Below are 12,891 nucleotides of genomic sequence, written 5' to 3'. Positions count from 1 at the left end.
GCCCGCCGCAAACCTGCGGCGGGCCGTGAAACCGATGGGTGGCGTCGGGCTCAGAGAACCCCGGCCTCGCCCTTCAGCTTCTGCACGAGTTCGGCCGGGGACCCGACCTTGATGCCGGCCTTGCGCCCGGCGGGCTCGACCGTCTTGAGCACGGTGACGCGCGGCGTCACGTCGACGCCGAGCGCGTCGGGCACCAACTCCTCCAGCGGCTTCTTCTTGGCCTTCATGATGTTGGGGAGCGAGGCGTAGCGCGGCTCGTTCAGGCGCAGGTCGGTGGTGACGATGGCGGGCAGCGTCAGCGACACGGTCTGCAATCCGCCGTCGATCTCGCGGGTGACGTCAATCGAGCCCTCGCCGAATTCGAGCTTGAAGGCGAAGGTGCCCTGCGGCCAGTCGAGGAGCGCGGCCAGCATCTGGCCGGTCTGGTTCGAATCGTCGTCGATCGCCTGCTTGCCCAGGATGACGAGGCCGGGGGCCTCCTTCTCCACCAGGGCCTTCAGGATCTTGGCGACGGCGAGGGGCTCGACGAGACCGTCGGTCTTCACCAGGATGGCCCGGTCCGCGCCCATGGCGAGTGCGGTGCGAAGCGTCTCCTGCGCCTGCTGCGGGCCGATGGAGACGGCGACGATCTCGGTGACCTTGCCCTTCTCCTTCAGACGGATCGCCTCTTCGACGGCGATCTCATCGAAGGGATTCATCGACATCTTGACGTTGGCGAGGTCCACGCCCGAACCGTCGGCCTTGACCCGGATCTTCACGTTGTAGTCGACGACCCGCTTGACGGGCACCAGAACCTTCATGGCGTTCACTCTCCTCCGCGCGGACGGTTATTGTTCGATCAGGTCGGCGCGGCGCGCAAAGACCCCCCGGCACAACCGAAGGTCTGGACCCTGATCATTGAAGCGGCGGACCGTAACGGCCTCATTTCCGCCTTGTCAACGCAAGGCTCCGCGCGCGCGAGCGCCTGCTGCGCAGGGCACGGGGGCCGTGCTCCCAGCTGCGGCCGCGTGCGGTCAGCGGTTCTGTCCCGGAACCCAGAGCACGTCGTCGGCCCCGTTGGCGTTCGCGGTGCGGCTTGCCACGAACAGGAAATCCGAGAGCCGGTTGAGGTATTGCAGCGCTTCGGCCGAGACGATCTCGCCCTCGGTGGCGGCGAGCGCCACAGCCAGACGCTCGGCCCGACGGCAGACGGTGCGGGCCAGGTGCAGGGCGGCGGAGGCGGCCGACCCGCCGGGCAGCACGAAGGACTTTAGGGGTGACAGGTCGGCGTTGAGGGCGTCGATGTCGCGCTCCACCCGCTGCACCTGGGCGGCGACGATCCGCAACGGCTCGTATTGGGGCGGCTCGGCGCTCTCCGGCGTCGCGAGGTCGGCGCCGAGATCGAACAGGTCGTTCTGGATGGCGCCCAGCATGGCGTCGAGGCGCGGCTCCGCATGCAGCCGCGCGAGACCGATGCACGAATTGGTCTCGTCCACGGTGCCGTAGGTCTCGATGCGCAGGTCCGCCTTCGAGCGACGCTCGCCGCTGGCGAGCGCGGTCGATCCCTTGTCGCCGGTGCGGGTGTAGATGCGATTGAGCGTGACCACGATGACGTCCGATCCTGAGCGAGCCTGGCGGTGGGGCGGAACCTAGCGCAGAATCCGGCGCCGGGGAGTCTATGCCGGCGCGCGGGAGATTGCGCGGGCGCGAAGGAGCCCGCCGCAGACCCCCGCAAACGCAGAGGGCCGGCCCCGCTCTCGCGAAACCGGCCCCGGCAAGTCCGAAGGGACTGTCGGATCAGACCATGCGGCCGCTCAGAAGGTGTAGCCGATCTTGCCGCCAAAATTGGTCAGGCCGCGATTGTTGGCGCAAAGGCCGGCATTCGACATGTGCTCGACCGTGGCCATGATGCTCCAGTGCTCGGTAAGCCGGAAGCCGAGGGCGGCCGCCTCGCGGAACAGCGGGTTGCAGCCCAGCGTGTTGAAGCCAGCCGGGGCGGTCGGCTTCGGTCCGGTGTAGCCGTTATGGGCGCCGGCGCCGAAGAAGCCCTCGAGGAAGACCATGTTGTTCAGGGTCTGGGGGAAGAGGTCGACGGTCCAGGTCGCGCCGATATAGGCGTAGCTGGTGCGGCCGCCGAAATTGTAGCTGCCGCCCACCGTCGCCCGGGGCACGAAGGCCTGCCAGAACGGATCGATGCTGACGAGCGGCTTGGAGAACAGGATCTCGCCGTTGATGTTGCTGGTGTTGTGCTCGGCGCTGCCGGGGTCCTGCACGGCCCCGCCGATGCGGACCTCGGAGACGATGCTAAGCGGCTTCACCGGGCTGAGATAGACGGCGGCCGGCGGCGGCGCGGACGGGAAGTCTGCGGCCTGGACCGGCAGGGCCGTGGCGAGCACGGCGGCAGCGGCAGCGAGGCGGAACGAGTGGGAATGCATCAAGACGGTTCCGGTTGAACCGGTCCTGTCTAGCACGCGCGATCGCGCGGGCGGCAGGCTCCACGACGAGCGGATCGCCGATAGCTGTGCGGTGAGGCTCACCAGCCACACCCCCGGCTTCCCGGACGCGACGGGGATTACGCGCCGGGCAGAATCGCCGGGACGCGGAACCGCTTCAGGCCGAGCGCCACCAGACCACGCCCATGATGAGGATGATCGCCAGGAACTGCAGCAGCACGCGCAGGCGCATCAGCTTCTGCGACACGTTCGCGCTGCCGCCGCGCATCATGTTGAGGAGGCCGAGGAACAGCACCACCGCCACCGCCACACAGGCGAGGAGCACGAGAGAGTTGGAAGAGATCACGGGGTCAGGTCTCGCGTCTGTCGGGTCGGTTCGGTTCGGGTCGGTTCGGGTCGGTTCGGGGCTGGGCCCCCATATGGGCCGCGCCGTTGGCGCAGCCCAGGGGGCACAGATGCCCGGCGGGGAAGGCGCCCCGAATTCGGGGCGCCGGGTCAGTTACGGCGCAGCAGACGCTCGAAATAATCGAGTTCCTCGCGCGGGCGGCTCGGGTCGCCGAGCTTGCGGCGCAGCTCCTCCATGATGCGGCGGGTGCGCTGCACGGCGGATTCGTCCGCCGTCGGCACGCGGGCATTGCCGCTGGTCATGTCGCGGCCCTTGCTGGGGCGACCGAGGGGATCGTCGTCGCGATTGCCGGCCTGGCCCTGCTGGCTCGGCTTCTCGCCGCCCTCGCCCTCGCCTTTACCCTCGCCTTCCCCTTCCGCCATCTCCTGCATCTGCTTCTGCATGCCCTCGGCGCCCCGCTGCAGGCCTTCGAGAGCCCGACCCTGGGCGTCCGCGGCATCGCCGTCCTTGCCCTGGCCGAGAGCGCCCTCGGCCTCGCGCATGGCCTCCTCGGCATCCGACAGGCCGTCCTCGCCCTGCATGCCGAGGTCCTTCATGCGGCGCTGGAGGTCTTCAAGGCGCTCGCGCAGGGCCTGCTGGCGCTGTCCGGCGCCACCCTTCTGGCCCTCGCCCTTTTGGCCCTGCTGGCCCTGCCCCTGCTGGCCCTGCTGGCCTTGACCCTGCTGGCCCTGCTGGCCTTGGCCAGGCTGACCCTTCTGTCCCTCCTGCCGCTGGCCCTGCTGACCCGGCTGCGGACGCTGGCCGCGCTGGCCCTGCCCCTGCTGACTGCGCCTGTCCTGGCCGTCCTTGAAGGTCTCGTCGCGCAGGGCCTGCTGCTCGCGCGACAGCTTGTCGAGTTCGTCGGCCTGCTTGCTCATCTCGCGGCTGCTGGGGTCGGACTTGCCGCCCGGCTCGGCCGTCTGGAGATTTTCCAGGATCTCACGAAGCTGATCGAGCAGCCGCTGCGCCTCCGCCGTATCGCCGCGCTTCATGGCCTCGGCCATGTCGCTGAGCATCTTGTTGAGGTCGTCCGGCGTCACGGTCTTGGCGTTCGGATTGGGCGGGCGCTTCTCGGCCTGGGATTGGGAATCCTTGCGCTGACGCTCGGCCATGTTCTTCATGAACTTGTCGAGGGCCTGCTTGAGATCTTCGGTAAGCTTCTTGATCTCTTCGTCGGGCGCATTGCGCTCGATCGCCTGCTTGAGGTTGTCCTGTGCCGCGCGCAGGCTCTTCTCGGCGTCGGAAAGGTCGCCGTCCTCGATCTTCAGGGCCATCTCCCACAGAAGGTCGGCCACCTCCATCAGGGCCTCGTCGTTGCGGGCGGCCCGCAGGCGGCGGGACGCGGTCTTCAGCCCGAGGAAAACGCTGGGCTGAGGCGTGAACCGGTCCGGAGCGATCTGGAGCGCATCGAGGGCGGTCTGGACCCGCCCGCGGCTCTCGTCCGGCGCCGTGATCAGGCGGCGGCGCTCCTCGGCCAGCGCGCGGGCGAGGGGCTGCGCGAAGATCCGGGCCGGCAGGGTGATCTCGGCGGTGGGGGTGCGCCCCTCCTGGCCGGCTTCGTCCTTGACCACCAGGGTCAGGCGGACGCGAGCGCCCGACCAGGGATTGTCGGTGAGATCGACCAGGGTCTTGGTGTCGTGCTCGCCGGTCGCATCCGCCGGCAGCGCCAGGGCGATCCGCGGCGGCGGCACCAGGGAGCGGGTGTTGGCGAGGGGCTCGACCAGGCCCTCGGCGGCGGCGATGCCGTAATCGTCCTTGGCCCGGTAGGTCAGGTTGAAGGTCCCGCGCGCATTCACGTCCAGCGCACCGATGCGCTGCACCTCGGGCGGGGTGTCCGGGATGGTCTCGATCACGAGGTGCTGGGTCGGGCCGCCGACCGTCGCGATGGTGAGATCGGCCGTCTCGCCGGTAAGCTGGAAGCGGTCCTCGCGCAGGTCCGCCTGCGGGGGCTTGCCGGGCAGCGCCTTCAAGCCGGCATTGGGCGTCAGCACGGCTTCGCCCAGGCCGGCGATGCGGACGATCAGGGTGGAATTGACCGGCGCGCGCAGACGCTGCCGGTCGCCGGTCATGGTCACCACCAGGGGCGGCAGCCGGGTGTAGAGCGGCGGGTCGATCCAGCCGTCGACCCGGAAGTTCGGCCCAGGCGCCGTGGGCGCCTGCCAGTCGAAGGCCCCGAGGATGCGCGGGCGCCACTCGGCGCCGGCCACGAACAGGCTCGCCACCGCGGCGACCATCAGGCCGGCCCGCAGTGCGAAGGGGTCGCGCCGCGCCATGGCGGGTCGCGGCGGGCCGGCCTTCAGGCCTGCCACGGCGGCGACGGCGCGGGCCTGATGCAGGGCCCAGAGGGCGCGGGTGGCCGGGTCGGAGGTTCCGACCGCCAGGGTGTCGTCGATCGCCGCGGCGGGATGATGAGCCAGCGCGCCACCCTTGGCGGCAGCCTCGCGGTCGATCCGCGCCAGCGCCTCCCGGCGGGTGCCGGGCCGCAGACGCGCGAGCGGCAGGAGCACGGCCCCCAGCGCCAGTGCGAACAGGGCGAGGCCGACGATGCGGCCGAATGGCGGCAGGTCGAGCCAGAGCCCGAGCCACGACAGGGTCAGGAAGGCGAGCCCAACGCCGAAACCGCGCCACAGGATCGGCCAGGCCCGTTCCCACAGCCCGGCCACCTGCGACCGCGCGACGAGGCGGTCGAGCCGCTGCTGCGGCCCGGCACCGCCGGTCGCCTGTGCCTGCGGATTGCCCGTGGAGGTCGCCGGCTCGGCCTCGCCCATCGTGTCTGGCTCCTCGCGCGCCGCATCGGCGGCACGCCTGCCGATCAGGCTAGCATGGTGGAGGCGCCGTGCGGCGGGGTCAAATCAGCCCAGGGGAGGGGTCCTGTCGAAAGCGGTCTGGTCGTTCGAGGGATCGATCTGAACCGGTCGTGCCTCTCGCGGGTTGCTGCCACGATTTTCAGAACGCCGGAAGGATGCCCGCCATGGTCGATGTCAAACCCCTCGTCGATGCTCTGGTCCGCTCGCGGCGCGGCAGCCTCGCGGCGACGGCGGCCCTCGGGGGCCTTGCCCTGGTGGCGGGTCTCGCGGCGCGGGCCCTGCGGGGGCCGGGCGCGCCGGAGGCGGCAGCGGCTCCCGCCGCCGACGCTTCGGCCCCTACGGTGGGCGAGGACGAGGCTCGTATCATGCTGCGGGCGATGGTGGCCGCCACCCTGGCGGACGGCCTGATCGACAAGGACGAGCGTCAACGTCTCGACGCGGCGGTGCAGGCCTCGGGCCTGGCCACCGACGGAGCGGCGTGGCTGGAAGCCGAGATCGCCGACCCGGTCGATCTCGACGAGATCGGGGACGCCGTGGAGACGCCGGAACAGGCGGCGCGGATCTACGCCGCCGTCCGTCTCTCGGTGCTGGCCGACACCCTGCAGGAGCGCGAGTTCCTGAAGCGTCTCGCCGAGACCCTGGATGTCCCCGAAGAGGCGGTCAGCCGCATCGAGGGCGAACTGGCGGCGTGACGGTCAGGCCTGCGGGGTGAGCCAGTCGGGCATCCGGTCGAGGCCGATCAGGTCCTCGTAGCTCTGGCGCGGCCGCACCACCGCCGCGTCGGCGCCCCGCACCAGCACCTCCGGCACCAGCAGGCGCGAATTGTAGGTGCCGGCCTGGACCGCCCCATAGGCCCCGGCGCTCATGATGGCGATCAGGTCGCCGGGGGCGACCTCCGGCATCTCGCGGGCGAGCGCCACGTAGTCGCCGCTCTCGCAGACCGGTCCGACCACGTCGGCGACGAGGCGGGGCGTCTCGGGTGTCGGCTCCGTGACCGGGCGCAGGCCATGATAGGCGTCGTAGAGGGTGGGGCGGATGAGGTCGTTCATCGCCGCGTCGACGATGACGAAGGTCCGACCCTCGGTGCGCTTCACATAGATCACCCGCGTGACCAGGATCCCGGCATTGCCGGCGATCATCCGGCCGATCTCGAACACCGGGCGCAGGCCGAGCGGCGCGAAATGCGGGCGCAGGATGGCGGAGAGCGCGGCCGGCTCCGGCGGCGGGGCGTTGTCGTCGCGGTAGGGAATGCCGAGACCGCCGCCGAAATCGATGTGGTGGAGCGGATGGCCCTCGGCCATCAGGTCGCGCGCAAGCCCCGCGAGCAGGCCGGCGGCATGGTCGAAGGGCGCCAGATCGGTGATCTGGCTGCCGATATGCATGTCGACGCCGGAGATGGCGAGGCCAGGCAGCGACGCCGCATGGGCATAGACCGTCCGGGCCCGGCTCAACGGAATGCCGAACTTGTTCTCGGACTTGCCGGTCGAGATCTTGGCATGGGTGCCGGCATCGACATCGGGGTTGACCCGGATCGAGATCGGCGCGGTCAGACCGAGGCTGGTGGCCACGGCGGAGAGTTCGGCCAGTTCGGGCTCGCTCTCGACGTTGAAGCAGTAGATGCCGGCCTTGAGGGCGGCGGCCATCTCGCCGCGGGTCTTGCCGACGCCGGAGAACACGATGTGCTGCGGATCGACGCCGGCCGCCAGCGCCCGGCGCAACTCGCCCTCGGACACGATGTCCATACCGGCGCCGAGGCGCGCCAAGGTCGTCAGCACGGCCTGATTGGAGTTCGCCTTCATGGCGTAGCACACCAGGGCGTCGTCGCCCCCGAACGCTTCGGCGAAGACGCCGTAGTGACGCTCTAGCGTGGCGGTCGAATAGCAGTAGAACGGCGTCCCGACCTCCTCGGCGAGGGCGGTCAGATCGACATCCTCGGCCCGAAGACGGCCATCGCGATAGTGGAAGTGGTGCATCGGCCTGCCTGCGAGCGTCCCGACCGGGATCATCGTCCGGGCACGGCGCACCGCGAGGCGCGCCGCTCCGCACGGGGGAGGGGGAGGAGGAGGAGCTTGGTGACCCGCTTCTACAGCAGTGGATCGAGCAGGAAAGGCCGGTTGGGAACGACGTAGCCGCGTTTGGCGCCGCGGGTCGTCTTCACCGGTGCCTCAGCCCCGGAGCCCGGCACCGCCAGGGTGTCGAGTTCGTCGCCCGCCCGCACGGCCTCCGGATCCGGCGCCGCAGTACCGCCACCGAGGCCGACGCTCTGCGGCAGGGCGCGGGGGCTCGCGACGCCGGGCAGACCCGGGCGGGCGAACGAGCGCGCGGCCTCGGTGCCCGGCGGCGGCTCGAGCGCGCCGCGACGGCCGCAGGCCGAGGCGCCGAGCGCGATGAGACCGACCAGGGCGATCGTCGGCAGATGGCGGGCGGGGAGGAACATCAACGCTTGGCGATCCGAAACGCGGTGGCGGACAGCATAGCCGTTGCGGCATCGCGAGGCGAGCACGACGGCGACGCTGTCCCGCTTGGCGTTCGACGAGGCTCAGCCCTTCTTCTTGCCGTCGGTCTTCTGGTAGACGTCGATGGCGCGACGGCAATTCTCGGACAGCTTGGTCCAGTTGGTCTGGAAGCACTTGTCCAGGGCCGGATCGTCGGTGGCGAGATTGCCGCAATAGGTCAGGTAGTCGCCGGTGCAGTACTTCTTCAGGGTCTCGTTGCCCCGCTTGGTCTGGGGTGCCGCGGCCCCCTGCGGCTGGGCGGCCGGCTGAGCGAGGGCCGGCGCGGCCAGGATGGAGGCCGTTCCGGCGAGGACGAGGGCAAGCGACGTGAGCTTAAGGGCCATGATGGGCGCAGTCCGTCTCAAAAACAGGGAATGGGCGATCCGATGAAGCGCCGACATGGTCGAAACAAGGCGCGCGGGTGGTCGCCGCGTGGTCAGGCGGCTTTCTACGCCGCGATTTCCGGTCCGCGCAACGGCCGCCACGTTTTCCGGCGCACATGACGACGCCTCAGGCCGCCGCATGGGTTTGGCGGCCGATCCGTCGGTTGATCCGGGTTCGTGGCCGAACCCTCAGTTGGTCTGGGCCGGGAGCGAGAAGGCCGAGGCCGGCGACAGGCGCTCGCGCTGCATCAGGCCGTCGGCCACGTCCGAGATCCGGCGCCGGAGGTCGGCAGCCTCGCCGTCGCGGCGGGCCATCACCTCGGCGAGGGCTTTTTCGGCCGCCGCGAGGCTGGCCCGCAGGGTTTCGCGCTCGGCCACCAGCGCGGCGGTGAGATCCGTGACATCCCTGCCCGCATCGGCGGTGTCGGTCGCGCCGCCCGGCTGGACCGGCCCGGAGCGGAGGGCGATGAGGTCGTCGAGGACGTCCCGGTGGGCCTCCTCCAGCACCTGCAGCGTGGCGATGCCGAGGGCGGTGTCCTGGCGGGCCGTTTCGAGATCGCGCTCGACCGCGTTCAAGGTCGCCCGCGTCGCCGCGATCACCGCTTCGCGCTCGCTGAGGGTGGCGTCGCGCGCCTCCACCGTCCGGGTCAGGGCGGCGGCCTCCATCGTCCGTGCCCCGATGGCGGCGAGGTCGGCGTGGCGATGGGCGGCCACCGCCTCGACCTTCCGCTCCAGGCGGCGCTGGGCGACGGCGAATTGCGCCCGCAGGGAATCCTTCTCGGCCGCCACTTCGGTGATCGAGAGGGGCAGGCGTGCCTGCAGGCGGCGCTCGGACAGGCGAGCGGCCCGCGCGTTCACGGCGGGCAGCAGCAGCAGCGCGCACAGGCTGGCGGCGAGGAAGCCGAGCGCGAAGATCATCACGGTTTCGATCACGCGGTAACGCTCACCCAAGACGCCGTGGACGGGAACGGCGCCCGATGCGCCCGGCACCGTCGCCCCTGGGACGCCTGTTTAGCTCATTTCTTCCCGGGATGGGCAAGGCTCTCTCAGAAAGCCGAGGCGGCATCGGTGACCGACGGCAGGACTTCGGCGCAAACCACGAAGACGCCCCCCCTATGCGCCGCCGCCCGGGCCGCTCGGGACGGTTCGGCACCTGGCCGGCTGCGACCTGCTGCCGCAGCGCCGGGCGTCCGGGTCAGAACGGGTTCCAGGTCGGTTTGCTGGTGAATTTCAGGTAGCCGATATTGATGCCGAGGCGGGCGCCGACACCGGTCCGGATCGGCACGACCACGATGTTGTCGGCCGTGACCGCAGTCATACCGAAGCCGCCGACGAGGTAGGCCGACCCGTCGACGCCGCCGAAGCGGCGATACAGGCCCGAGACGGCCGGAAGGTTGTAGACCAGCATCATGGTGCGGTCGCCGTCACCGCCGACATCGAAGCCGATCGACGGCCCCTGCCAGTAGATGCGGCGCTGTCCGGCATTGCGGGTGTAGAGCGTGCCCTCGCCGTAGCGGACGCCGCCCACGATGGCGCCGGACGCCTCCTGGCCCAGGATGTAGCCATTCGGCTCGCCCCAGCGGCGGGTCGCCTCCTCGACGAGTTTGGCCAGACCCCGCGACATCGAGCCGAAGAAGCGGTGGCCGTTATCGACCAGTTCCTCCGGACGGAACGTGCCCGGCCCGCCTTCGACGGCGGCGAGCGCACGCGGCGACACACCGAGGAGCAGCGCGCCCGCGAGGCCGCCGACGAAACCGCGCCGCGTCGCGGGTCGGGGCGCTGAGAGGGCACGGGCGGCCCGATGGTTCGACGTCATGCCTCGTCCCTCCTGCTTATCCCTGCCGCCGATGCGAGGCGGTATCGTCTTGCTAACCGAGGCCGCGCTATCCATCGCGGGACAACCCTGGGGGCGGACGTCACCCCGTGTCGGTGCGTTCCGATCCCCGGCGAAGGCCGCAACCGGATCTGCCGACCGGTTCCGGCAACCGATTTTGGCGACCATGATGCGAAACAAAGCAACATGTGGTTAACACGCCGTCACTGGCTCCTCGCCGCCGCCGGCGTCGGACACCCGATCATCGCCCGGGCCGCCAGCCTGGTCGACCTGCCGGCCGGCCCGATCGCCCTGAACGGCTTCGATGCGGTCAGCTACTTCCTCGACGGACCCGAGGCGGGGCGCCCGGCTTACGAATGGGCCTGGCATGGCCGGACCTGGCGCTTCGCGCGCGCCGGAAACCTGGAAGCCTTCCGCCGCGATCCGATCGCCTACGCACCCCGCCTCGGCGGCTTCGATGCGGTCGGCATCCTGGACGGGCGCCTCGTCGACACGGACCCGCTGATCTTCGCGCGACTGTCGGGTCCGGACGGCGGCGATCGGCTCTACCTGTTCCGCAACGAAGCGCACCGGGCGCAGGCGATGGCCGATCCGAGCCTCGCCCCCCGGGCCGAGGCTCGCTGGCCGACCCTGCAGGATCAGCGCGACCGGAACCTGTCGGACTGAGCGCCGGGACGCGGGCTCAGACCCGGCTCTCGCCCTGGGCGGAGCGCCGCTCCGAAGGGCGCCCGGCCGGACTGCGCTCGGGCAGGACGAGGTTTTCGGCGTATCGGGCGTCGCCCAGGGCCGCGAACGGACCGTTGCGGTAGTTGCGGGTGTAATGGCCGTAGGTCATCGGCCGTCCGGCCGGAGCGACGACGCAGCCGCCCGCGACCGTGAGGATGTGGTCCCCGGCCGCCGTATCCCATTCCATGGTCGGGCCGCAGCGCACGTAGATGTCGGCCTCGCCGGAGGCGATCAGGCAGAATTTCAGGGCGGAGGCGGCCGAGCGGGTGGCACTCACCCTGAGAGCCCCCAGGCAGGCTTCGGTCTCGACATCGCCGTGGCGGTTGCTGCGCAGGGCGACGAGGCCCTTGTCCGGCATCGGTCGGACCCCGATGGGCAGCCGCTCGCCGAGGCGTCCGTCACGGATCTCGGCCTCGAAGGCCTGCGCGCCCGCGCCCCAGACCCGGGCGAGCCCGGGAGCCGCGAGGGCGGCGGCGATCGGCCGATTGCCGGCGACCAGCCCGATATTGACGCTGTACTCGGCGTTGCCGGCGAGAAAGTCGCGGGTACCATCGAGGGGATCGACCAGGAAGAACAGCGGCGCGGGCGGGTGATCGTAGGTCGATTCCTCGGCGATCACCGGGATGCCCGGCCAGTGGCGGGCGAGTTCGGCGAGGATGAAGGCCTCGGATTCCGCATCCGCCTGGCTCGACGGCGATCCGTCGAGCTTGACCACGTGCGGACAATCGCCGCCGTGATGCCGCTTCAGGATTTCGCCTGCCCGGCAGGCAATTTCCATCAGGGTGGCGGCAATACGGTCGCGCGTCGGAGCATCAATCGACATAATACTGCCTATGATGCCCGTGCCACAGACCCTTGTCGACCCGGATCGCGACGGGCCGAGACGCTTTTCAAAGCAATCGGCGCCGTCTATCGGTGCCGTTCACGACCGGACGCGGCCCCGAAACGCCTGCGCGGAGCGCACCATGACCCCCCTCGATCTCGACGCCCTCGACCTGTCCGCCCTGCTGTGCTCGCGCGTCTGCCACGATGTGATCAGCCCGGTGGGCGCCATCGTGAACGGCCTGGAGGTTCTGGAGGACGAGAGCGACACCTCCATGCGCGAATTCGCCCTGGAGCTGATCGCTAAGAGCGCGCGCCAGGCCTCGGCCCGGCTGCAATTCGCCCGCATCGCCTTCGGCGCGGCCGGCTCGGCCGGAGCCTCGATCGATCTCGCCGACGCCGAGAAGGTGTCGCGCGGCATGTTCGTCGACGACAAGACGCAGCTCGCCTGGAGCGCGCCGCAGGCGCTCTATCCGAAGAACAAGGTCAAGCTGCTCCTCAACCTCGTGATGATCGCCCAGAGCGCGATCCCGCGCGGCGGCCTCATCGACGTGGTGGTGCGGGGCGACGGCGAGGCGCCGACCCTCGTCCTCAAGAGCAAGGGCTCGCATGCCCGCATCCCTGCTCATGTCGAGGCGATGATCGCCGGAACCCCGGAGGGCGGCACCGTCGACGCCCACGGCATCCTGCCGTTCTATGCCGGCCTCGTCTCCCGCGCGGCCAACATGGATGTGCGCTTCTCGATCGAGGGCGACACGGTGACGATCGAAGCGACGCCGAAATCCGTCGCGCCGGCCCCCGACGCCCATGCCCCGGCCCCGAAGGCGATCGAGGACGACCGTCCTTCGGATTCCGAGCCGCCCGAGACGGCCCTCGCCTGAGGCCGGGCAAGACCCCGGAAAAAGCCTGCCCCAAGGCGGATAGGCGGGAGATCGACAAATATTATTGCGGTCTCCCACTTTGATCCATGCGGTGAAACCCTTCCCTAACTGGTTCGGGTCCAAGCT

General features: G+C 70.4%; 14 protein-coding genes. 3 read left to right on the top strand and 11 right to left on the bottom strand.

Annotation, left to right across the window (positions count from 1 at the left end):
- Positions 1 to 50 precede the first annotated feature (50 nt).
- The 5 genes from J7U37_RS00245 to J7U37_RS00225 form a co-directional block, all read right to left on the bottom strand.
- Positions 51 to 800 carry an electron transfer flavoprotein subunit beta/FixA family protein gene (locus J7U37_RS00245; RefSeq protein ID WP_247634456.1) on the bottom strand — a complete coding sequence of 250 codons (750 nt, stop codon included), beginning with the start codon at positions 798 to 800 and terminating at the stop codon, positions 51 to 53.
- A 213-nt stretch (positions 801 to 1,013) separates the two neighbouring features.
- The gene (locus tag J7U37_RS00240) at positions 1,014 to 1,586 is read right to left on the bottom strand and encodes a cob(I)yrinic acid a,c-diamide adenosyltransferase (protein WP_056190187.1); all 573 of its coding nucleotides are present in this window, start codon (positions 1,584 to 1,586) and stop codon (positions 1,014 to 1,016) included.
- A gap of 207 nt (positions 1,587 to 1,793) precedes the next feature.
- A complete protein-coding gene (locus J7U37_RS00235) occupies positions 1,794 to 2,414 on the bottom strand; it encodes an acyloxyacyl hydrolase (RefSeq protein ID WP_247634455.1) in 621 nt (206 codons plus the stop codon).
- Positions 2,415 to 2,589: 175 nt separating this feature from the next.
- Positions 2,590 to 2,775, bottom strand: coding sequence for a twin transmembrane helix small protein (locus tag J7U37_RS00230; RefSeq protein ID WP_056190414.1), 186 nt, complete (start codon positions 2,773 to 2,775; stop codon positions 2,590 to 2,592).
- Between the two features lie 152 nt (positions 2,776 to 2,927).
- A complete protein-coding gene (locus J7U37_RS00225; protein WP_247634454.1) occupies positions 2,928 to 5,585 on the bottom strand; it encodes a TIGR02302 family protein in 2,658 nt (885 codons plus the stop codon).
- A gap of 203 nt (positions 5,586 to 5,788) precedes the next feature.
- Here J7U37_RS00225 and J7U37_RS00220 point away from each other — a divergent pair, with 203 nt between their 5' ends.
- Positions 5,789 to 6,316 carry a DUF533 domain-containing protein gene (locus J7U37_RS00220; protein ID WP_247634453.1) on the top strand — a complete coding sequence of 176 codons (528 nt, stop codon included), beginning with the start codon at positions 5,789 to 5,791 and terminating at the stop codon, positions 6,314 to 6,316.
- Positions 6,317 to 6,319: 3 nt separating this feature from the next.
- Here J7U37_RS00220 and lysA read toward each other — a convergent pair whose 3' ends face one another.
- The 5 genes from lysA to J7U37_RS00195 form a co-directional block, all read right to left on the bottom strand.
- On the bottom strand, positions 6,320 to 7,597 hold the full coding sequence (gene lysA / locus J7U37_RS00215; protein ID WP_247634452.1) for a diaminopimelate decarboxylase: 1,278 nt from the start codon (positions 7,595 to 7,597) through the stop codon (positions 6,320 to 6,322).
- A gap of 110 nt (positions 7,598 to 7,707) precedes the next feature.
- Complete coding sequence (locus J7U37_RS00210) at positions 7,708 to 8,061, bottom strand: hypothetical protein (protein ID WP_056190178.1); 354 nt, start codon at positions 8,059 to 8,061, stop codon at positions 7,708 to 7,710.
- A gap of 102 nt (positions 8,062 to 8,163) precedes the next feature.
- Positions 8,164 to 8,463, bottom strand: coding sequence for a hypothetical protein (locus J7U37_RS00205; RefSeq protein WP_056190176.1), 300 nt, complete (start codon positions 8,461 to 8,463; stop codon positions 8,164 to 8,166).
- 228 nt (positions 8,464 to 8,691) lie between these two features.
- On the bottom strand, positions 8,692 to 9,435 hold the full coding sequence (locus J7U37_RS00200) for a hypothetical protein (RefSeq protein WP_247634451.1): 744 nt from the start codon (positions 9,433 to 9,435) through the stop codon (positions 8,692 to 8,694).
- A gap of 262 nt (positions 9,436 to 9,697) precedes the next feature.
- Complete coding sequence (locus tag J7U37_RS00195; protein WP_056190172.1) at positions 9,698 to 10,318, bottom strand: DUF1134 domain-containing protein; 621 nt, start codon at positions 10,316 to 10,318, stop codon at positions 9,698 to 9,700.
- A 204-nt stretch (positions 10,319 to 10,522) separates the two neighbouring features.
- Between J7U37_RS00195 and J7U37_RS00190 the strand changes: the two genes are divergently transcribed.
- Positions 10,523 to 11,002 (top strand): hypothetical protein, encoded by a 480-nt coding sequence (locus J7U37_RS00190; RefSeq protein WP_247634450.1) that lies wholly within the window; start codon positions 10,523 to 10,525, stop codon positions 11,000 to 11,002.
- A gap of 16 nt (positions 11,003 to 11,018) precedes the next feature.
- On the opposite strand, the gene J7U37_RS00185 is transcribed toward J7U37_RS00190, so the two are convergent.
- Positions 11,019 to 11,885, bottom strand: coding sequence for a 3'(2'),5'-bisphosphate nucleotidase CysQ (locus J7U37_RS00185; protein ID WP_247634449.1), 867 nt, complete (start codon positions 11,883 to 11,885; stop codon positions 11,019 to 11,021).
- Positions 11,886 to 12,027: 142 nt separating this feature from the next.
- On the opposite strand from J7U37_RS00185, the gene J7U37_RS00180 reads away from it, so the two are divergent.
- The gene (locus J7U37_RS00180) at positions 12,028 to 12,765 is read left to right on the top strand and encodes a histidine phosphotransferase family protein (protein ID WP_056190167.1); all 738 of its coding nucleotides are present in this window, start codon (positions 12,028 to 12,030) and stop codon (positions 12,763 to 12,765) included.
- Positions 12,766 to 12,891 lie beyond the last annotated feature (126 nt).

Origin of the sequence: Methylobacterium sp. 37f, from assembly GCF_023093475.1 — a bacterium.
In the GTDB taxonomy this organism is placed as follows: Bacteria; Pseudomonadota; Alphaproteobacteria; order Rhizobiales; family Beijerinckiaceae; genus Methylobacterium.
Note: the sequence above shows the minus strand (reverse complement) of the source record. Positions and strands in the feature narration are given on the sequence as shown.